Source organism: Streptomyces sp. NBC_00887, from assembly GCF_045207585.1.
The window spans coordinates 5,940,951-5,961,298 of sequence record NZ_CP108788.1 but is presented as its reverse complement, the minus strand read 5'-3'; the positions used below and the strand labels follow the sequence as shown (position 1 = coordinate 5,961,298).

At 69.6% G+C, this 20,348-nt stretch carries 17 protein-coding genes; 11 read left to right on the top strand and 6 right to left on the bottom strand.

Going from position 1 to position 20,348, the window contains the following annotated elements; translation table 11 throughout:
- Positions 1–93: 93 nt before the first annotated feature.
- Entirely contained in the window at positions 94–918 is an 825-nt protein-coding gene (locus tag OG844_RS27285) for a maleylpyruvate isomerase family mycothiol-dependent enzyme (RefSeq protein WP_406393802.1), read from the top strand.
- Positions 919–1,017: 99 nt separating this feature from the next.
- Here the strand turns inward: OG844_RS27285 and OG844_RS27280 are convergent, their stop codons facing one another.
- Together OG844_RS27280 and OG844_RS27275 are read right to left on the bottom strand one after the other, a co-directional pair.
- Complete coding sequence (locus tag OG844_RS27280; protein WP_406393801.1) at positions 1,018–2,325, bottom strand: nitrate/nitrite transporter; 1,308 nt, start codon at positions 2,323–2,325, stop codon at positions 1,018–1,020.
- Entirely contained in the window at positions 2,322–3,014 is a 693-nt protein-coding gene (locus OG844_RS27275) for a GntR family transcriptional regulator (protein ID WP_406393799.1), read from the bottom strand. Before OG844_RS27275 ends, OG844_RS27280 begins: the two co-directional genes overlap by 4 nt.
- A gap of 197 nt (positions 3,015–3,211) precedes the next feature.
- On the opposite strand from OG844_RS27275, the gene OG844_RS27270 reads away from it, so the two are divergent.
- A complete protein-coding gene (locus OG844_RS27270) occupies positions 3,212–4,111 on the top strand; it encodes a D-alanyl-D-alanine carboxypeptidase family protein (RefSeq protein WP_406393798.1) in 900 nt (299 codons plus the stop codon).
- Between the two features lie 78 nt (positions 4,112–4,189).
- Here OG844_RS27270 and OG844_RS27265 read toward each other — a convergent pair whose 3' ends face one another.
- Genes OG844_RS27265 through pdhA form a run of 3 tightly spaced genes read right to left on the bottom strand, consistent with a single transcriptional unit; the run spans position 4,190 to position 7,742 of the window.
- Complete coding sequence (locus OG844_RS27265) at positions 4,190–5,599, bottom strand: dihydrolipoamide acetyltransferase family protein (protein ID WP_406393796.1); 1,410 nt, start codon at positions 5,597–5,599, stop codon at positions 4,190–4,192.
- 11 nt (positions 5,600–5,610) lie between these two features.
- Entirely contained in the window at positions 5,611–6,591 is a 981-nt protein-coding gene (locus OG844_RS27260) for an alpha-ketoacid dehydrogenase subunit beta (RefSeq protein WP_329209228.1), read from the bottom strand.
- 2 nt (positions 6,592–6,593) lie between these two features.
- Positions 6,594–7,742 carry a pyruvate dehydrogenase (acetyl-transferring) E1 component subunit alpha gene (gene pdhA / locus OG844_RS27255; protein WP_406393795.1) on the bottom strand — a complete coding sequence of 383 codons (1,149 nt, stop codon included), beginning with the start codon at positions 7,740–7,742 and terminating at the stop codon, positions 6,594–6,596.
- A gap of 347 nt (positions 7,743–8,089) precedes the next feature.
- On the opposite strand from pdhA, the gene OG844_RS27250 reads away from it, so the two are divergent.
- From OG844_RS27250 to OG844_RS27240, 3 genes are all read left to right on the top strand, one after another.
- Positions 8,090–8,749, top strand: a complete 660-nt coding sequence (locus tag OG844_RS27250) for a response regulator transcription factor (protein ID WP_351166411.1) — start codon at positions 8,090–8,092, stop codon at positions 8,747–8,749.
- Between the two features lie 85 nt (positions 8,750–8,834).
- Positions 8,835–9,266 carry a pyridoxamine 5'-phosphate oxidase family protein gene (locus OG844_RS27245; protein ID WP_406393792.1) on the top strand — a complete coding sequence of 144 codons (432 nt, stop codon included), beginning with the start codon at positions 8,835–8,837 and terminating at the stop codon, positions 9,264–9,266.
- Positions 9,267–9,348: 82 nt separating this feature from the next.
- Positions 9,349–10,347, top strand: coding sequence for a phosphotransferase (locus OG844_RS27240; protein ID WP_406396276.1), 999 nt, complete (start codon positions 9,349–9,351; stop codon positions 10,345–10,347).
- A gap of 16 nt (positions 10,348–10,363) precedes the next feature.
- On the opposite strand, the gene OG844_RS27235 is transcribed toward OG844_RS27240, so the two are convergent.
- On the bottom strand, positions 10,364–11,950 hold the full coding sequence (locus tag OG844_RS27235; RefSeq protein ID WP_406393791.1) for a protein kinase domain-containing protein: 1,587 nt from the start codon (positions 11,948–11,950) through the stop codon (positions 10,364–10,366).
- 292 nt (positions 11,951–12,242) lie between these two features.
- Between OG844_RS27235 and OG844_RS27230 the strand changes: the two genes are divergently transcribed.
- From OG844_RS27230 to OG844_RS27205, 6 genes are all read left to right on the top strand, one after another.
- The gene (locus tag OG844_RS27230) at positions 12,243–13,880 is read left to right on the top strand and encodes a protein kinase domain-containing protein (protein WP_406393789.1); all 1,638 of its coding nucleotides are present in this window, start codon (positions 12,243–12,245) and stop codon (positions 13,878–13,880) included.
- An 892-nt stretch (positions 13,881–14,772) separates the two neighbouring features.
- A complete protein-coding gene (locus OG844_RS27225) occupies positions 14,773–15,060 on the top strand; it encodes a hypothetical protein (RefSeq protein ID WP_406393787.1) in 288 nt (95 codons plus the stop codon).
- A gap of 48 nt (positions 15,061–15,108) precedes the next feature.
- Positions 15,109–15,741, top strand: a complete 633-nt coding sequence (locus OG844_RS27220; RefSeq protein ID WP_406393785.1) for a PadR family transcriptional regulator — start codon at positions 15,109–15,111, stop codon at positions 15,739–15,741.
- 125 nt (positions 15,742–15,866) lie between these two features.
- Positions 15,867–16,631: an ABC transporter ATP-binding protein gene (locus OG844_RS27215; protein ID WP_406393783.1), complete on the top strand. Its 765-nt coding sequence runs from the start codon at positions 15,867–15,869 to the stop codon at positions 16,629–16,631.
- Positions 16,628–19,492, top strand: a complete 2,865-nt coding sequence (locus tag OG844_RS27210) for an FtsX-like permease family protein (RefSeq protein ID WP_406393781.1) — start codon at positions 16,628–16,630, stop codon at positions 19,490–19,492. The genes OG844_RS27215 and OG844_RS27210 overlap by 4 nt, the downstream gene beginning before the upstream one ends.
- A 101-nt stretch (positions 19,493–19,593) precedes the next feature.
- A complete protein-coding gene (locus OG844_RS27205; protein WP_406393779.1) occupies positions 19,594–20,142 on the top strand; it encodes a bacterial proteasome activator family protein in 549 nt (182 codons plus the stop codon).
- The last annotated feature ends 206 nt before the right edge of the window (positions 20,143–20,348 follow it).

The following is a 20,348-nucleotide window of genomic DNA, read 5'->3' as shown; positions in this document are numbered from 1 at the left end:
CACGCAGCCCGCAGACAGCGCCGTCAGTGCCGGCCAGCCGCCAGCACTCCCTGCACTCCAGCCCATGCACCGCAGAACCGCACGAGGGGTCCCGTGACCGTCCATCCCAGCCTCCAGACCTACGCCGATGCCTGGACCCAATCCGTCGAGTCGATAGCCGAGCTGGTGAAGCCGCTCGCCGAGGGGGAGTGGAACCGCCGCACACCCTGCCCGGGCTGGTCGGTGCGCGACATCGTCTCGCACGTCATCGGCATGGAGTGCGAGCAGCTCGGCGATCCGCGCCCGATCCACACACTGCCGCGCGACCTCTACCACGTGCAGAACGACCACCAGCGGTACATGGAGATGCAGGTCGACGTACGGCGCCACCACACCGCGCCGGAGATGACCTCCGAGCTGGAGTACACGCTCATCCGTCGGATGCGTCAGCTGCGCAACGAGACCCGGGCGCCCGAGACGATGGTGCGGGCTCCCCTGGGCGCCGAACAGACGCTGGAACTGGCACTGCACATGCGGGCCTTCGACGTCTGGGTCCACGAGCAGGACCTGCGTGCGACGCTGGGACAGCCGGGGAACATGGACTCCCCCGGCGCCCTGATCACCCGGGACACCCTCCTGGCCGCGCTGCCCGATGTGGTCGCCAAGGACGCGGGGGCGCCGCCCAATTCGGCGGTGGTGTTCGACGTGCACGGCCCCGTGGAGTTCCTGCGCACGGTCCGCGTCGACGGGGACGGACGCGGTTCGGTCGACGGTGCGCCGTCACTGGGCCCCGCGGCGACCCTGGGGATGGACTGGGAGACGTACTACCGCCTGGCTTGCGGCCGGGTGCGCCCGCAGGCGGTCGAGGACCGGATCAAGGTCGACGGCGACCAGGACCTGGCGGCGAGCATCCTGCGGAACTTCGTCGTGTCGTCGTAGTGCGCCGTCGCGGCACCCGACGGGGCCTCGTGCCGGGGTGAAGTGACCGGCGGCGCCCGTCCCTCGAAGGACAGCGACGGACGCGCCGCCGGGGCGCGGTCACGCGGGTACGTGCACGGCTTCCACCCGGCTGACCACGTGATGGTCGCGCTCCCTGTGCGTGGCACTCGCGTGCAGCCGCAGGATCTGCAGCACCCCGAGCGCCTCCAGGACGAGGACCGAGGCGAACGCTACGCGGTAGTTGTCACCCGTCGCGTCCAGCAGCACGCCGACCGCGAACAGCGTGATCATCGAGGCGACGAAGCCGCCCATGTTGACGATGCCCGACGCGGTGCCCTGGCGCTCCGGCGGATTGGCGGGCCGGGCGAAGTCGAAGCCGATCATCGACGCGGGTCCGCAGGAGCCCAGCACCACGCACAGGGTGACCAATAGCCACATCGGGGCGTGGTCACCGGGGTGGAGGATCGTGGCCGCCCAGAGCAGCGCGGTCACCGCGACGGTACCGAGGGCCAGCGGGGCGCGCGCCGCATGGTGACGGGCGATGATCTGCCCGTACACGAGCCCCACCCCCATGTTGGAGAGCACCACCAGGGTGAGCAGTTCACCGGCGGTTCCCCTGCTCAGCCCCTGCGCCTCCACCAGGAAGGGCATGCCCCACAGCAGCAGGAAGACCATCGCGGGGAACTGCGTGGTGAAGTGCACCCACATGCCGAGCCGGGTGCCCGGTTCCCGCCACGCGGCGGCGATCTGCCGGCGCACGTAGGCGGCGCCCGCGTGTTCGGCGGGCGGCGGTTCGTGGCCCTCGGGGTGGTCCTTCAGGTAGAGCATCAGCACGACCAGCACCACCACGCCGGCGAGCGAACTGCCCACGAAGGTGGTGGTCCAGCCGAACCCGTGCAGCGCGCGCGCGATGAAGAGGGTCGAGACGAGGTTGCCCGCCATGCCGAACAGCGCGGCGACCTGGCCGATCAGCGGCCCGCGCCGGGCGGGGAACCAGCGGGCACCGAGGCGCAGCACGCTGATGAACGTCATGGCGTCGCCGCAGCCGAGCAGGGCACGGGAGGCGAGCGCCATTCCGTACGAGGGGGAGAGCGCGAAGCCGAGCTGTCCCAGGGTGAAGAGCACCGCCCCGATGGTGAGGACCTTCTTGGTGCCGAGCCGGTCGACCATCAGGCCGACCGGTATCTGCATGCCCGCGTAGACGAGCAGCTGGAGGATGGAGAACGTCGACAGCGCCGAAGCGTTGACGTCGAAACGGTCGGCGGCGTCGAGCCCGGCGACGCCCAGGCTCGTACGGAAGATGATGGCCACGAAGTAGACGGCCACCCCGATGCCCCAGATCCGGGCGGCACGCCGGCCGCCGGGCGGATCGCCCGGCAGGGAGAGGGTGGGGACACCCGACGTCACCGGTCATCACCCCTGACCAGCACCTTGACCCGGCTGACGTGGCGACGCACGACCTGCGCGGCGCCTTCCGCGTCACCGGCCCTGATGGCGTCCAGCAGCTCGCCGTGCTCGGTGATGTTGGCGGCGATCCTGCCGGGATGCGCCTCCATCACGGCGACGCCCATCCGCAGTTGCCGGTCACGCAGCTGGTCGTAGAGACGCGAGAGGATCTCGTTGCCCGCGTTCCGCACGATCTCGGCGTGGAAACAGCGGTCCTTCACCGATACGGCAGACAGATCCCCCTCCTCGGCCAGCTGCCGTTGTTCCTCCAGCAGCTGTTCGAGCCGGGCGATCAGCTGTGCCGGGGCGGGGACGGCCTTGCGGGCGGCGAACTCCTCGACGAGCAGCCGGGTCTCCACGACGTCCGCGATCTCCTGCGCGGACACGGCGAGCACCAGGGCGCCCTTCTTCGGGTAGAGCTTGATCAGCCCTTCGACCTCGAGGCGCAGCAGTGCCTCCCGCACGGGGGTACGGGATACGCCCACGGCCTCCGCCAGGTCGCCCTCCGTGAGGAGGGTGCCGCCCTCGTAACGGCGGTCCAGGACCGCCTTCTTGATGTGTGTGTACACACGCTCGGCGGCGGGGGGCTGCTTGGCGGGGGGCTGCTTGGCGGGGGGCTGCTTGGCGGGGGCAGGGGGTGCGGCAGGCATGCACACAGCATAGATACAACATGTACCCATGCCAGACGTCGTCCACCATGCGGGACACACCCCGGAGCCGCACGGCCCGTCGGCCGGGCGGCCGAATTCACCCGCGCGGGGGCACATCCATTCGCGACTCTCAGGAGTCTCACCTTCGAGCGGCACTCTCATGTAGCCGCAATTCAGCGGTATTTGGAGCGTTTGACTTGAAACTTGGTCTTAAGGGCATAAATCGCGCAACCGTTGCCGCCACCGTGGTCTTCACCGCGGGCGCTGTCCTCACCGGCAGCGCGTTCGCCTCCACGGCACAGGCGGCGACTCCGCCCACGCCCACGATCGCCGCCAAGGGCGGCTTCGTGATGGACAACGGCACCGCGAGGGCGCTCTACAGCAAGAGCGCGGACATACGCCGCTCCACCGGCTCCACCACGAAGATAATGACCGCCAAGGTCGTGCTGAGCCAGAAGAACCTGAACCTGGACACCAAGGTCACGATCCAGAAGGCCTACAGCGACTACATCGTCTCCAAGACCGCCTCGTCGGCCCGGCTGATCGTCGGCGACAAGGTGACGGTCCGCCAGCTCCTCTACGGGCTGATGCTGCCGTCCGGCTGCGACGCGGCGTACGCCCTGGCGGACAAGTTCGGCACCGGCACCACCCGCGCGGCACGGGTCAAGTCCTTCATCGGCAAGATGAACGCCGATGCGAAGGCTCTCGGCCTGAAGAACACGCACTTCGACTCGTTCGACGGCATCAGCAGCGGCTCGAACTACTCGACGCCCCGCGATCTGACGACGATCGCCAGCGGCGCGATGAAGAACTCCACGTTCCGCGCCATCGTGAAGACGAAGTCGACGAAGCAGAAGGTCACGACGAAGACCGGCGGCTACCGCTACATGTCGTGGTCCAACACCAACGCCCTGCTCGGCAGCTACACCGGTGCCATCGGTGTGAAGACCGGCTCGGGCCCGACGGCCAAGTACTGCCTGGTCTTCGCCGCGACCCGTAACGGCAGGACCGTCATCGGCACCGTTCTCACGTCGACGTCCTCGACCACCCGGACCGCGGACGCGACGAAGCTCCTGGACTACGGCTTCAAGAAGTAGCCCCGGCCACGGCAGACGGAGAGAGGGGCCTCCCGCGCGATGCGGGAGGCCCCTCTCTCCGTCTGTGGAACAGGCTCGCTAGGCCCAGGTGATCAGGCGCTTGGGCTGTTCCAGGATCGCCGCGACGTCCGCGAGCACCTTCGAGCCGAGCTCGCCGTCGACCAGCCGGTGGTCGAACGACAGTGCCAGCGTGGTCACCTGGCGGGGCTTCACCTTGCCCTTGTGGACCCACGGCTGCGGCTTGATCGAGCCGACCGCCAGGATCGCGGACTCACCCGGGTTCAGGATCGGCGTACCCGTGTCGACGCCGAAGACGCCGACGTTCGTGATGGTCACCGTGCCGCCCGCCATGGCCGCCGGGGACGTCCTGCCCTCGCGCGCCGTGGAGACCAGCTCGCCCAGTGCCGCGGCAAGCTGCGGAAGGGTCTTGTCGTGCGCGTCCTTGATGTTCGGCACGATCAGTCCGCGCGGGGTGGCCGCGGCGATACCCAGGTTGACGTAGTGCTTCTGCACGATCTCCTGGTTGGCCTCGTCCCAGGCCGCGTTGACGTCCGGGTTGCGCTTGATCGCGACCAGGAGCGCCTTGGCGATGATCAGGAGCGGGTTGACCCGGACTCCCGCGAGGTCCTTGTCCTCCTTGAGCTCCGCGACCAGCTTCATCGTGCGGGTCACGTCGACCGTCACGAACTCGGTGACGTGCGGAGCCGTGAAGGCGCTGCCGACCATGGCCTGCGCGATGGCCTTCCGTACGCCCTTGACCGGGATACGGGTCTCCCGGGCACCCTGGACCGTCGCCACCGCGGGAGCGGCGGGAGCGGCCGGAGCGACCACCGGCGCCGGTGCGGCAGGGACCTCGGCAGCAGCGGGCGCGGCCGCCGCGTGGACGTCCTCGCGCGTGATGACGCCGCCCTCACCGGTCGGTGTGACCGTGGCGAGGTCGATGCCCAGGTCCTTGGCGAGCTTGCGCACCGGCGGCTTGGCGAGCGGCCGGGTCTCCGGGACCACGGCATGGTGGCCGTTGATCTCGGCCTGGATCGCGGCCGCGGCCGGACCCGGGACCTCGACGCCCTTGCGGGCGCGGCGCTTGGTGGAGGCCTCGGCCACGCCGTAACCGACGAGCACCGGCTGACGGCCCTTGGGTGCCTCCGGGTCCGCCTTGGCCACGGGCTCCGGAGCGGCCGCGGGAGCGGCTTCCGGAACGGCGGGGACGTCAGCGCTGCCGGGTGCCACGTCCACCGCGATGATCACCTCGCCGACATCGACGGTCGTGCCCTCGGGGAAGCGCAGCTCGTGCACCACCCCGTCGAACGGAATCGGCAGTTCCACGGCGGCCTTCGCCGTCTCGACCTCGCACACCACCTGTCCGTCGGTGACGGTGTCGCCGGGCTGGACGAACCACTTGAGGATTTCCGCCTCGGTCAGTCCTTCGCCCACATCCGGCATCTTGAACTCGCGGAAACGAGCAGACGTTTCGGTCATCGTCGTCACGATCCCTCTCCTCAGTACGCCAGCGAGCGGTCGACGGCGTCGAGCACCCGGTCGAGACCCGGCAGGTACTCGTCCTCGAGCCGGGCCGGCGGGTAGGGGACGTGATAGCCGCCGACCCTCAGTACCGGTGCTTCCAGGTGGTAGAAGCAGCGCTCGGTGATCCGGGCGGCGATCTCGGCCCCGGAGCCGTAGAACACAGGCGCCTCGTGGACCACCACGAGCCGGCCGGTCTTCTCGACCGACGTCTGGACGGCGTCGAAGTCGATCGGGGACATCGACCGCAGGTCCAGGACCTCCAGCGACTTGCCCTCCTCCTGCGCGGCGGCGGCCGCCTCCAGGCAGACCTTCACCATCGGGCCGTACGCGGCGAGCGTGAGGTCGGAGCCCTCACGTGCCACGGCGGCCTTGTGCAGCGGGCCGGGGATGGACTCGGTGTCGAGTTCTCCCTTGTCCCAGTAACGCCGCTTCGGCTCGAAGAAAATGATCGGGTCGTCGCTCTGCACGGCCTGCTGCATCATCCAGTAGGCATCGCTCGCGTTGGACGGCGAGACGACCTTCAGGCCCGCGACGTGCGCGAACAGGGCCTCGGGCGACTCGCTGTGGTGCTCGACGGCACCGATGCCGCCGCCGTACGGGATACGGACGACGACCGGCATCTTGATCTTGCCGAGCGCACGGGCGTGCATCTTGGCGAGCTGCGTGACGATCTGGTCGTACGCGGGGAAGACGAAGCCGTCGAACTGGATCTCGACGACCGGGCGGTATCCGCGCAGGGCCAGACCGATCGCCGTACCGACGATGCCGGACTCGGCGAGCGGGGTGTCGATGACCCGGTCCTCGCCGAAGTCCTTCTGGAGCCCGTCCGTGATGCGGAAGACCCCGCCCAGCTTGCCGACGTCCTCACCCATGATGAGGACCTTGGGGTCGGTCTCCAGTGCCTTGCGCAGCGACTCGTTGAGCGCCTTCGCGATGGACATCTTCTCAACGGCCATGGCTAGTTGCCCTCCTCGGCGAACGATGCCTGGTAGGCGGCGAACTGTGCGCGCTCCTCGTCGACGAGCGGGCTGCCGTCGGCGTAGGCGTGGTCGAAGATCGCCAGCCGGTCCGGGTCGGGCATGGCCCGTACCACTTCGCGCACCCGCTTGCCGAGGGTCTCGCTCTCCTCCTCCAGCGCGGCGAAGTACTCCGCGTCGGCGAGGCCCTGGTTCTCCAGGTAGGTGCGCAACCGCAGGATCGGGTCCTTGGCCTCCCATGCCACCCGCTCCTCGTCCGCCCGGTACTTGGTCGGGTCGTCGGAGGTGGTGTGGGCGCCCATCCGGTAGGTGAACGCCTCGACGAGGGTGGGACCCTCGCCCCGGCGGGCACGCTCCAGCGCCGACCTGGTGACCGCCAGACAGGCCAGCACGTCGTTGCCGTCGACCCGGACACCAGGGAAGCCGAAGCCCTGTGCGCGCTGGTAGAGCGGCACTCGGGTCTGCTTCTCGGTGGGCTCGGAGATCGCCCACTGGTTGTTCTGGCAGAAGAACACCACGGGGGCGTTGTAGACGGCGGAGAAGGTGAAGGCCTCCGCGACATCGCCCTGGCTGGAGGCGCCGTCACCGAAGTACGCGATCACGGCCGAGTCCGCGCCGTCCTTGGCGACGCCCATGGCGTAGCCGGTGGCGTGCAGGGTCTGCGAGCCGATGACGATCGTGTAGAGGTGGAAGTTGTTGGTCGTCGGGTCCCAGCCACCGTGGTTCACACCGCGGAACATCCCGAGCAGATTGGTCGGGTCGACCCCCCGGCACCAGGCGACACCGTGCTCCCGGTAGGTCGGGAAGACGTAGTCGTCGTCGCGCAGGGCCCGGCCGGAGCCGATCTGCGCGGCTTCCTGGCCCAGCAGCGAGGCCCACAGGCCCAGCTCGCCCTGGCGCTGCAGCGAGGTCGCCTCGGCGTCGAAACGGCGGGTCAGAACCATGTCGCGGTACAGACCGCGCAGCTCCTCGGCGCTCAGGTCGATCTCGAAGTCCGGGTGCTCGACGCGCTCGCCCTCGGGCGTCAGCAGCTGTACCAGCTGGGGCTCGGAAGCCTGTGGTGTCTTCGCGGCGCTGGTCCGCTTGCTGGCGCGTCGCGGTTTGCGCGCGGCAGTGCTTTCCACGGTCACGTGCGTGCTCCTCCGTCGGTCCGGCCCCCGGGATGGCCGGGAAGCCAGTGCGGCTCGCCTGTGTCCGGACCCGTGCACGGGGTGGGTGCCGCTCGGCCGGGAACAGGCGTGACAGGTGCCCCGGCGAGCGCCCTGTCATAGGCACGTTACCCAGTGCACCGCATAACTGCGAAACACCTTGTGACCTGCGATTTTGCTTGGATTTCCAAGTAAATCGAAAAAATCGCGAAGTCGTGCTGGTCACAGCACTGGCAACAGCCTTGCAGGCCGCCGGAACAACGGCACGTTATCCCGGTCGACACCGCCAGGGAAGGGCATACAGGAAGGGAATGTGTGAGACTGCGATTGTGCCCGAAGATGGAAAAATCACCGTATTTCTGCTGGACGACCACGAGGTGGTCCGGCGCGGAGTTCACGAGTTGCTCTCCGTCGAGGAGGACATCGAGGTCGTCGGCGAGGCCTCCACGGCCGCCGACGCGCTCGTACGCATCCCGGCGACACGGCCGGATGTCGCCGTCCTGGACGTACGGCTGCCGGACGGCAGCGGGGTCGAGGTCTGCCGCGAGGTCCGCTCGAAGGACGAGTCGATCAAATGCCTGATGCTCACTTCGTACGCCGATGACGAGGCCCTCTTCGACGCGATCATGGCCGGCGCCTCCGGATACGTGCTCAAGGCGATCCGCGGCAACGAACTGCTGAATGCCGTACGGGATGTCGCGGCCGGGAAATCGCTGCTGGACCCTGCGGCCACCGCGCGGGTCCTGGAGCGGCTGCGCGAAGGAAAGGACGGCAAGGGCGACGACCGGCTCTCCGGCCTGACCGACCAGGAGCGCAGGATTCTCGACCTGATCGGCGAGGGGCTGACGAACCGGGTCATCGGCGAGCGGCTGCACCTGGCCGAGAAGACCATCAAGAACTACGTCTCCAGCCTCCTCGCCAAACTGGGCATGGAGCGGCGCTCGCAGGCCGCGGCGTACGTGGCCCGGCTCCAGGCCGAGAAGCGCTGAGTCGCGCTGCCGGGACTTTGGTCCCGGCACGACCGGGGCGGCCGACTCTTACCCGGCCCCTACAAGATGCCGGAGAGTGGAGCGCATGCCCCCTCCCCACCCCTCCGACGAACTGCGCGCCATCGAACTGCTCGGCAGCGTCCACTACGGCCGGCTGGCCACCAGCATGCGCGCCCTGCCCTTCCTGGCCGTGGCCCGTCACCTGGTGATCGAGGGCCGTGTCGTCCTGCGGATGCACAGAGGGCTCGGCCATCACGAGTCCTGCGACGGAAGCGTCATCGCCTACGGGGCGGACAACTTCAACTCCAGGACGGACAGCGCGTCCGACGGTGCGGAGGACCTGTGGTCGGTCCAGTTCACCGGCCTCGCCGAGCTCGTGCACCCGACCGCTGACCAGCGGGAACTCTTCGGAGCCGGCCCCGCCGAGGTGAACGGCGAGACCTTTGATCCGGTGTTTCTCCGGCTCGATCCGCACGTCGTCCAGATGCACACTCTGAGCTTCGACGCAAGTCAGTGAAATCAGCCACTCAGCGTCACCTAACATGTGGCGAGTGCTGCGCTCATCTGTGACCCTCCCACCTGTTCCGCCGGTCGGCGAGGTGCTGCGCCGCTATCCGGACGCCGGTGAGCCCCTCACCTGCGAGCCGCTCACCAAAGGCCTGCTCAACCACGGCTACCGGATCTCCACCGCCCGCGGTGCGTACTTCCTCAAGCACCACCTGGACAAGCACCACCTCGACGACGCCAGCGGCGACCACGCCACGATCGTCAGGCAGCACCGGGCGACCCAGCAGCTCCACTCCCTGGGGGTACCGGTCGCCCCGCCCCTCGCGGACACGGAGGGTGACACCGTCACGGTGATCGACGGTCAGCACTATGCCCTGCACCCCTGGGTGGACGGTCTCCACCGGGACGGCGCCCAGCTGACGACCGCCCAGTCACAACGGCTCGGGGCCCTCCTCGGGGCCGTACACACGCATCTGGAGCAGGTCATGGAGGCGGATCCGCCGCCTCCGGCAGGAGGGCAGAGCCCTGATCCCGCCGATACGTTCGCGCTGATCGACGACCTGCTGGCGGCCGCGCGCGGCATGGGCCCCCGGGACGCCTTCGACGAACTCGCCGTACACCGTCTCGTCGAACGCCGCGCCCTGCTGGAACAACACGCGCACCGCCGCCCGCCCACCCCGGCGGGGCCCGCCAGGGGCTGGGTGCACGGCGACTTCCATCCGCTGAATCTGCTCTACCGGGGTGCGGACCCCGTCGCGATCGTGGACTGGGACCGGCTGGGCGTGCAGCCCCGTGCCGAGGAGGCCGTGCGGGCCGCGGCGATCTTCTTCGTCCGGCCGGACGGGGAACTGGACCTGGAGAAGGTCCGGGCCTACGCGCGCGCCTACCGGCGGTCGGCCGGCGCCGGAGCGGCCGAACTGGCGGCGGCGGTGCACCGCGTGTGGTGGGAGCGGCTGAACGACTTCTGGATACTGCGCTGGCGCTACCGCCTGCACGACCGAAGGGCCGACCCGCAGTTTCCTGCGGTGTCGGCCCTGGCGGTGTGGTGGACGCGGGAGTACGAGGCGGTGTGCGGGGCCTTCACGGGCTGAGGGCCCCCCACGGCGCCTACCCGGTGGCGCCTCCGGCGGGATCGCCCGCGGCAGCACCACCCGGGGTACCAGCGGTGCTTCCGTCCGTGGTCCCCGTCGTAGTCGCTCCGGTGTCTGTTCCGGTTCCGCCGTCGTCGGTGCCGCCGTCGTCGTCGCCCGTTCCACCGTCCGTCGTCGTGGTGCCGTCGCTCGTCCCCGGGTCCGGCGACGTCGGGGTCTCCGACGGCTCCTGAGTCGGCTCGGTCGGCTCGGTGGACGGGGTCCACGTCGGGTCCTTGGTGGGCCAGGTCTGGCCGCCCGTGGAGTCGTCCGGTTCCTGGGTCTCCTCCGTCTCCTCGTCGGTCGGCTCCGGGGAGGCCTCCGACTCGGACGGGGACACCGAGGTCGACGGGTTGGTCGGTGTCTTCTTGTTGTTCGCGTCGTTCGCCGCGTTGACGGCGAACGCGACACCCGCGCCGATCGCGATCAGGGCCAGCAGGACGAAGAGCCACATCTTGCCGCGCCCACCACCGTTGTGGTGCCCGCCGGCGTACGCCCCGTCATCGGGGTTCATGGGCGGCAGGATCGGGCCCTGCGAGGTGTCCCCGTGCATCGGGTGACCCATCGCCGCCGTACCGCCGCCGATGTTCATCGGCGCGGTGTGGCCGCCTTCGTGCATCACGACCGGGCCGGTGTTCCAGGTGCCCGTGTGGCCGCCCTGGACCTGGAGCATCTGCAGGCTGTACTGGACCAGGCCGCGCATCTCCTCGGCGCTCTGGAACCGGTCGTCCGGGTCCTTCGCGAGCGAGCGCATGACGAGGCCGTCCAGCTCCGGCGGCACGCCGTCCGATACCTCGGAGGGCGGCACCGGAATGTCCTGGACGTGCTGGTACACGACGGAGAGAGGGGTCTCACCGGTGAACGGCGGGCGCAGGGCGAGAAGTTCGTAGAGCAGGCAGCCGGTGGCGTACAGGTCGGAACGGTGGTCGACCGCCTTGCCGAGCGCCTGTTCGGGGGAGAGGTACTGAGGCGTGCCCATGACCATGCCCGTCTGGGTCATCGTCGACTGGGCGCCGTGCAGCGCACGCGCGATGCCGAAGTCCATCACCTTGACCGCGCCGGAATGCGTGATGATCACGTTCGCGGGCTTGATGTCCCGGTGCACGATGCCGTGCTGGTGGGAGTACGCGAGCGCCTCCAGCACACCCGAGACGATGATCAGCGCCTGCTCGGGGGGCGGGGCCTCGGCGTTGAGCAGGAGGTCGCGGATCGTGCGGCCCTCGACGAGCTCCATGACGATGTACGGGACGGTCGCGCCGGCCACGACGTCCTCGCCGGAGTCGTACACGGCGACGATCGCATGGTGGTTGAGGCCCGCGACCGACTGCGCCTCGCGTGTGAAGCGGGCCTTGGAGACCGGGTCCTCGGCGAGATCGGAACGGAGCAGTTTCACCGCGACCGTGCGTCCCAGACGCACGTCCTCCGCGGCGAAGACCTCGGCCATACCGCCGCGTCCCAGCCGGTGGGTCATGCGGTAACGGCCGTCCCCGACCACGCCGCCGACGATCCCGGAGTCGGTGCCATCCGAGAATCCGCCGCCGTTTGCTTCGGGTTCGGGTGCCATCAGTCCTCGCCGTCGTATCTGTCCGCGCTTCTGCGCGTTCTCACGGTGCCTTGCTGCATTGCCACGTCACGCTACAGCCTCTGCCGGACACACCGGTTCCGAGAGGGACGGGTCATCCAATCGGCTGGCGCGCCGCTCACGCAAATTCCATGCGGTTCCTGTAACGCTTCCGAGACGCTTCTTGTGCGTAGGGTCACGGAACGGGCACCTGGCTTGACGTGTCGGACCCCTCGGGCAGACTTGGCCCGTAATAGGGATCACGCGTCCGTGGGCGCCGAGGGGGATGCAAGTCATGAGCCAGGACGGCGCACACGGTGCACAGGGTCGCTACGCGGGCGGTTCCGTGGCCGGCGGCCGCTACCAGCTGCGCGACCTTCTCGGCGAAGGCGGGATGGCGTCCGTCTACCTCGCGTACGACGCCGCCCTCGACCGGCAGGTCGCGATCAAGACGCTGCACACGGAGCTGGGGCGCGAGCAGTCCTTCCGCGAGCGGTTCCGGCGCGAGGCGCAGGCCGTCGCCAAGCTGCAGCACACCAACATCGTCTCGGTGTTCGACACGGGCGAGGACGAGCTCGGCGGTGCGCTGATGCCGTACATCGTCATGGAGTACGTCGAGGGGCAGCCGCTCGGCTCCGTCCTCCAGGCGGACATCCAGAACTACGGCGCCATGCCCGCCGACAAGGCGCTCAAGGTGACGGCCGACGTGCTCGCCGCGCTGGAGACCAGCCACGAGATGGGCCTGGTCCACCGCGACATCAAGCCCGGCAACGTGATGATGACCAAGCGCGGCGTCGTCAAGGTCATGGACTTCGGCATCGCCCGCGCCATGCAGTCGGGCGTCACCTCGATGACCCAGACCGGCATGGTCGTCGGTACGCCCCAGTACCTCTCGCCCGAGCAGGCCCTCGGCCGCGGCGTGGACGCCAGGTCCGACCTCTACTCGGTCGGCATCATGCTCTTCCAGCTGCTCACCGGCCGGATCCCGTTCGAAGCGGACTCCCCTCTCGCCATCGCCTACGCGCATGTGCAGGAGGAGCCGGTCGCGCCGTCCAGCATCAACCGGTCGATCACTCCCGCGATGGACGCGCTCGTCGCCCGCGCGCTGAAGAAGAACCCGAACGAGCGCTTCCCCAGTGCTGCCGCGATGCAGGACGAGGTCGTCCGCGTCCTGAGCGCCGGCGGCCATGCGGGCGCTCCCGTGATCATCGGTGGCAGCGCCCCGGCGAACAGCGGCTCGGGCGTCGGCTCGGCGGTCTTCCCGCCCGTCGACCAGACCACACCCGCACCGCACAGCGTGCAGACCCCGTACCAGCCGCAGACCCACCAGCACCACCAGCCCGGCCCGTACGGCCCGGCGACCCCCGCACCCACTGCGGGTTACGGCTACCCACAGGCTCCCCAGCCGTACGGCACCCACGCGCCCCTGGCCCACCAGACGCCGCCCCCGTACACGCTGTCCCCGCAGTCCTCCACCGCCGTCAACGGCGGCGGCTCCAAGCGCAACATGCCGGTCGTCGTGGGCTCGATCGTGGTCGCCCTGCTCGCGATCGGCGGCCTGGTCACCTTCCTGAACATGAAGGACGACCCGGACAACGGCAAGGGCGGCGACCCGGACACCAGCGAGTCGACGGTGGCGGGCGAGCACAGGCCGCCGGAGCGGAACCGGACGATGGACACGGAAGACTGCACGGACGCCACAGAGGACACGGACGACCCGACGAAGGTCCAGGCGCCGAAGTTCGTCTACAAGGACATCCTTTCGGCGAAGGATTGCGCTCTGGCCGCAGGCTGGACGATCAAGGAAATCAGTGAGCCGGGCAACACGTACGCCGAAGGCCAGGTCGTGGGGCAGTTCCCCTCGCCCGGTACGGCTGTGCCGGAGCGCGGTGCCCACTTCGAACTGAAGGTCTCCACGGGCGACCCCGCCTGACGATGTCCGGAATCAGCGGCCTTGAACATGATCTGTCAAGGAACTAGTACTCCCTCTGCAAGAAATCAACCATGGGGGGAATGCGCCTTCGAGGCAAATCCATGCTGTTCCTTGCAGCATCGGCCGCATTCTTGACTGTTGCCACGACGTCATCGGCGTCAGCCGCATACGGGGCAGTGCTGTCCGCCGAGACCACCGGCGCCCAAGGTGACGCTTGCATAAGGCAAGCAAGACGTACCTCAGTGAAGTGCGTTCCCATCGGGCGACCTATTGGCCGATGACCACCACGCCCGCCTTCGGCTCAACACGAAGCGAGCGACAACAGCGTCGCCAACTGGGCATGGCGGTACAACTACGGCGGAAAGGGGGCCCAGCCGGAGTGGACCACCACTCTCAGCGACCCCCAGGGCATCACCCACGTACGACTTCAGGTAATCCGGGGTGAGGGCGATGACATCCTCAACTGCGCCTATAGCGCATGGAAGCTCAACGCCTACAAATAGTCATTGATTCCGCATCAAGCATTCGGCCGGGCGTACAGCGTACGCCTGGCCGACTGCTTGATGGACGAGATGCCGCGCCCGCCCCCTCGTGCGACTCTTGCCCCATGGAGCTGACATGGATTCCATTGCGATCAGGCGTCGTCCTGGCATGCATCACCGTCAGCCTCGGAGCGCACCTGAGCTTCGCAAGCGGAGCGTACGCCGATAGCGCCTCTCACAGGTGCGAGGCCCCCGGAAAGTCGATTCCTGCCTACCGAAACACCTTTCCGGGTAGACACGCACAGACCTGTGACGAGCCTTCGCGATCCAGCAACTCCCGTCCTGCCCTCTCGGTAGACCTTCCACCTGCCCTGCCCCGCTCCTACTCCTCCGAGCACACAGAAACGCCCATGGCCGGGAGGCAGGCCGGAGAGGGCCGTGCGCGGCCCGGGCGGTCGCTGTCGCCCATGGAGCTCGCGGACGCCTCGGCCTCCGCCGACGAGGTCCCGCCGGAGGCGGATCCCGTGCCTGCGACCACACCTCCGCCCGAGGCGTTCCCGGAGCGCGGCCGGACCACACGGCAGGCACTCGACGAGCCCGTCGTACGACAGGTGCAGCAGGTGTCACTGGGTGTGGGAATCGCCCTGGTCGGACTGGGTCTGGGGTTCCTGGGATTCCGGTTGCGCCGCGCGAACTGACCGGCGAGGGGCTTGCGCTTCGCAACATACTCGGTATACATACTCAGTATGTCGATCCGCCACGGGCTGCTTGCCCTCCTGGAGCGAGGGCCTCGGTACGGCTCCCAGCTCCGTACCGAATTCGAGTCCCGCACCGGCTCCACCTGGCCGCTGAACGTCGGCCAGGTCTACACGACCCTCAGCCGGCTCGAACGCGACGGCATGGTCGCCCAGGACGGTGAGGACGACGCGGGCCACGCGTTGTACTCGATCACCGACGACGGCCGCACCGAGCTGCGGAACTGGTTCGAGACCCCGGTCGACCGCAGCAACCCGCCCCGGGACGAGCTGGCCATCAAGCTCGCGATGGCGGTCGGGGCGCCCGGCGTCGACATCCGGGCCGTCATCCAGTCCCAGCGCAGCCACACCGTGAAGGCCATGCAGGACTACACGCGGCTGAAGGCGCAGGCACTCGCGGACGTCCCCGCCGACCGCGACGAGGTCGCCTGGCTCCTCGTGGTGGAGCAGCTGATCTTCCAGGCCGAGGCCGAGGCCCGTTGGCTGGACCACTGCGAGTCCCGCCTCGTCCGCCTCGCCGAAGCCGCCGCCACCGAACCCGCTGCCGGGCCGGGGTCCACCGCGGCCACCGGTCGCGGAAGCGCCCGCACAGCGGCCTCCCGGCTCCGCGGCACCCGCCGCTGACCGACGGACAGCTGACCGCCTGCGCCGGGCCGGTGTGGCGCGCCGGCCGTGACAGACCGCCGCCCACACACCGATCCGGCCCGCCCCGACCTTCCGCACGTCGTTCCTAGGGGGAACCAACCACCATGTCCTCGTCCGCACCCTTCCCGTCCTCCGGCCTCCCCGTGGACGCCCCCGTCCTCGAACTGAGGGCGCTGACCCGTACCCACGGCTCCGGCATCGCGGAGGTGCACGCCCTGCGCGGCATCAACCTCTCCGTGCACGCGGGCGAGCTCGTCGCCGTGATGGGCCCGTCCGGCTCCGGCAAGTCCACCCTGCTGACCCTGGCCGGCGGTCTCGACGCCGCGAGCAGCGGCCAGGTCGTCATCGAGGGCCAGGACATCTCCACGCTCGGCCGCAAGGGCGTCGCCGCCCTGCGCCGGCGCAGCGTCGGGTACGTGTTCCAGGACTACAACCTGATCCCCGCTCTCACCGCCGCGGAGAACATCGCCCTGCCCCGTGAGCTCGACGGCATATCCGTCCGCAAGGCGCGCAAGGAGGCCCTCGCCTCACTGGAGGAGATGCACCTCACCGAGATCGCCGACCGCTTCCCGGACGAGATGTCCGGCGGCCAGCAGCAGCGTGTCGCCATCGCCCGCGCACTCGTGGGCGACCGCCGCCTCGTCCTCGCCGACGAGCCCACCGGGGCCCTCGACTCCGAGACCGGCGAAGCGGTCCTCGCCCTGCTGCGCAACCGCTGCGACGAGGGAGCGGCCGGCGTGATGGTGACGCACGAGCCGCGGTACGCGGCCTGGGCCGACCGCGTCGTCTTCCTCAGGGACGGATCGATCGTCGACCAGACCCTGTCGTCCGGCGCCGACTCGCTGCTCACCGCAGAGGGTGCCAGGTGAGGCTCTTCACCGGGTGGCGCGCCGCCCTCCGCATCGCCCGGCGCGACGCCCTGCGGTCCAAGGGCCGCAGCACACTCGTCGTCGCGATGATCGCCCTGCCGGTCCTCGGTGTGACCGCCGCCGACGTCACGTACCGCAGCTCCACGCCGACCGCCGCCGAGAAGCTGACCGCCGCGATGGGGTCGGCGGACGCCGTGTTCAGCTCGGCGGGCATCGGGCCCGTCCAGGTCGAGCAGCTGCCCGACCTCAGGACCTACGACGTTCCGCCCGGCGCGCCGCAGCCGGACAGCGGCACCGCGAAGCCGGTCGACGTACCGAGTGCCTTCCCGAAGGGCTCGCGGTACGTCACGGAGCAGTCCGTGCCCGCCACGGTCACCACCCGGCACGGCATCGCCAACATCGAGATCGTGGAGCTGCGCACCTCCGACCCGGCGGTCCGCGGCAAGCTCGACCTGGTCGAAGGTACGTACCCGGAAGGCAAGGACGAGGTCGTCGCGACAGAGCACTTCCTCGAGTCGACCGGGCTGACCATCGGCTCCCGTACGACGCTGAGCGGTCCCCAGCAGACGTACACGATCACCGGAAGCGTCGAACTGCACAGCGAGCTCGGCGCGAGCACGCTGTACGCCGACCCGGGTGCGGTCGTCGCACCCTGGAAGGCCGCGGCCGCCCAGGACGACAAGATCGTTCCGCCCAACCCCGGAGACACGAAGTGGCTGGTCCAGGGTGCGCCCGGCGCCGGTATCACCTGGTCGGACGTACTCGCGGCCAACAAGAAGGGCGTCCTGGTGCTGTCCCGCCAGGTGGCCCTCGACCCGCCGCCGGACTCCGAGGTGCCGCTGGCCGCACGGGCCGGAAGCGGCTTCCCGGAAGGCTCGGCAGAGCTGAGCACGGCAGTGGTGACCGTTGTCGCCATGGCCGTCCTGGAGGTCGTCCTGCTGGCGGGCCCCGCCTTCGCGGTCGGTGCGCGCCGCTCGCGCAGGCAGCTCGGCCTCGTCGGCACCTGCGGAGGTGACCGGAGCCAGGTACGGGCGGTGGTGCTGGCCGGGGGCGTGGTGCTCGGCGGATTCGGCGCCGTGGCCGGTGTCGCCGCCGGTCTCGGGCTGACCGTCCTGTTCCGCCCGTTGATCGAGGGCTGGACCGAGAACCGCTTCGGCGAACTCGAGATCCGCCCCTCGGAACTGCTGGCGATCGCCGTGATCGGCCTCGTCACCGGGATCCTGGCGGCGCTGGCCCCGGCGATCGTGGCCGGCCGCCAGTCGGTGCTGGAATCCCTCACGGGCCGCCGCGGAACACGCCGGAGCTCACGCGTCCTGCCCGCGGTGGGCTGTGTGGCACTGGCGGGCGGCATCGCTGTCGCCGTCTTCGGCGGCACCACGGGCAACACGGAACTGGTCGCCGGCGGCTCGGTCGTCGCCGAACTCGGCGTGCTCGCCTGCATCCCCGTGATCGTCGGCTTCCTGGGCCGGCTCGGCTCACGGCTCCCGCTCTCCCCGCGGATGGCGCTGCGCGACGCGGCCCGCAACCGGGGCCGCACCGCACCTGCGGTCGCCGCCGTGATGGCCGCCGTCGCGGGCACCGTGGCCATCGCCACGTACACGGCCAGCGTGATGGCTGAGCACGAGTACGACCACATACCCATGCTCACGCCCGGCACAGCGGCGCTCGTGGGCTCACCGCCGACGGAGGGCGATCAGCTCCCCCTGGCCCGTGCCGCCGTCGAGCGGAACCTGGCCGTCAGCGGCGGCCGTGCCGACTTCGGACGTGTCTGGGCCGGCTCCGACTGCTCCGTCTACTACGAGGAGGAGAACGGCTGCGGCACACTCGAGCTGGTCAAGCCGACCGGCAAGGGCCACAGCTGCCCACTTCAGGGAGCGGGAGCCAGGAAACTCGCCGAAGGGCTCTCGGCCGACGCCCACAAGAAACTGATGGGCTCCCCCGCCTGCGTCGACGAGTACCGCCAGGCGTACTCGTTCGATTCGGGCATCGCCAAGATCGTCGTGGGAGACGCTTCCGTACTGACCTCGTACGTGAAACTCGACGACCCCGAGGCGGCCAGGGCACTGGCGGACGGCACGCCCGTTCTGCTCAACCCTGCGTACGCGGAGAACGGCCGGATCGCCCTGAAGGCCGTGCACACGTACAACGAGCGCGACACCGCGAACCGCCAGCTGCACCCGGGCAAGGCCAGGACCACCACGGACCGGATCAAGGTGTACGTCGCGCCCGGGAAATACGCCGCCACTCCCGGAATCCGCATGATCCTGCCGCAGGAGACCGCGGACCGGCTGGGACTGCACACCCAGGACTACGGCAGCATCTACACCGTCACGCACACCCCGACGGACGCCGAACAACAGGCGGTACAGGCAGCGTTCGCACAGACCGGGGGCTCCGCCTACCTCCAGACGGGGAACGGGGCCGGAGCGGAATCCCGGGACGAGGATGTGATCCTGCTGATCCTCGCCCTGTTCGCGGGCGTGGTGACCCTGGGCGCCGCCGCCATCACGACCGGCCTGGCCAAGGCCGACGCGGAGGCCGACCTCACCACGCTCAGCGCGGTGGGCGCGCCCCCGGGCGTACGGCGTTCACTCTCCGGCTTCCAGTGTCTGGTGGTCGCGCTCACGGGTGTGCTGCTCGGCACGGTGGCCGGTGTCGTGCCCGCGGTGTCGCTGCGTCTGATCGATCTGCGCGAGGCGATGGCGGCCATGCGCAAGGAGCCCATGGACTCCGCGTACACGCCGATCGTGCTGCCGTGGGAGACCATCGGGCTGCTGGCCCTGGTCGTGCCCGTCCTGGCCGGGCTGCTCGCTGCCGCGTTCGCCGGGTCGCGGCTGAAACTGGCCCGCCGCGCGGGGTGAATGCCCGCTGACCGGCTGTTCCGGTGCCCCCGGAAAGGGTGGATCATCCCTTTCCGGGGGCACCACCGTGATGTGGAGCAGGTATACGAGACAATGGCGGCATGGAGATGCCGAGGAATGACCGGTCGCAGGAGCACCCTCAAGTCCTTGTGGTGGGACAGGACGGAATGGCTATCGGCGGCGGTGGCAGTGACGACGAGTCGCGCGAGGTCCCGGTGACGGAGATGGTCGAACAGCCCGCGAAGGTCATGCGCATCGGCAGCATGATCAAGCAGCTCCTTGAGGAGGTCAGGGCGGCTCCTCTGGACGAGGCGAGCAGGGTCCGGCTCAAGGAGATCCACTCGAGCTCGGTGAAGGAGCTCGAGGACGGGCTGGCGCCGGAGTTGGTGGAGGAGCTGGAAAGGCTCTCGCTGCCGTTCACCGAGGAGTCGGTCCCTTCCGAGGCCGAGCTGAGGATTGCGCAGGCCCAGTTGGTGGGCTGGCTGGAGGGCCTGTTCCACGGCATCCAGACGGCCCTGTTCGCCCAGCAGATGGCAGCCCGTGCGCAGCTGGAACAGATGCGTCGCGCCCTCCCTCCTGGCGTGGGCCACGAGGACGAGGAAGGCGGCATGGACCCGCACGGACCGGCCCGATCCGGCCCGTATCTGTAGGCCTTGCCTTCGTCATCCGACCTCAGGCCGCAGAACGCGGTACGCGCAGGGGCCCGGCACACGCTGTGTGTGCCGGGCCCCTGCGCGTAGGCGGTGGTGCCTGGGTGCTGCGCGCGGCGTTTGGGCTCAGTGCTCAGCGTCCGTGCCCGGTGCTCAGCGTCCGTGCCCGGTGCTCGGTGCCCGGTGCTCGGCGCCCCGTGCCCGGT

Coding starts and splice junctions, on each gene's coding strand:
- OG844_RS27275 (WP_406393799.1), bottom strand. CDS start 3,014: ATGCCTGCCGCACCCCCTGCCCCCGCCAAGCAGCCCCCCGCCAAGCAG.
- OG844_RS27260 (WP_329209228.1), bottom strand. CDS start 6,591: ATGGCCGTTGAGAAGATGTCCATCGCGAAGGCGCTCAACGAGTCGCTG.
- OG844_RS27245 (WP_406393792.1), top strand. CDS start 8,835: ATGCCCCCTCCCCACCCCTCCGACGAACTGCGCGCCATCGAACTGCTC.
- OG844_RS27235 (WP_406393791.1), bottom strand. CDS start 11,950: ATGGCACCCGAACCCGAAGCAAACGGCGGCGGATTCTCGGATGGCACC.
- OG844_RS27230 (WP_406393789.1), top strand. CDS start 12,243: ATGAGCCAGGACGGCGCACACGGTGCACAGGGTCGCTACGCGGGCGGT.
- OG844_RS27225 (WP_406393787.1), top strand. CDS start 14,773: ATGGCCGGGAGGCAGGCCGGAGAGGGCCGTGCGCGGCCCGGGCGGTCG.
- OG844_RS27220 (WP_406393785.1), top strand. CDS start 15,109: ATGTCGATCCGCCACGGGCTGCTTGCCCTCCTGGAGCGAGGGCCTCGG.
- OG844_RS27215 (WP_406393783.1), top strand. CDS start 15,867: ATGTCCTCGTCCGCACCCTTCCCGTCCTCCGGCCTCCCCGTGGACGCC.
- OG844_RS27205 (WP_406393779.1), top strand. CDS start 19,594: ATGGAGATGCCGAGGAATGACCGGTCGCAGGAGCACCCTCAAGTCCTT.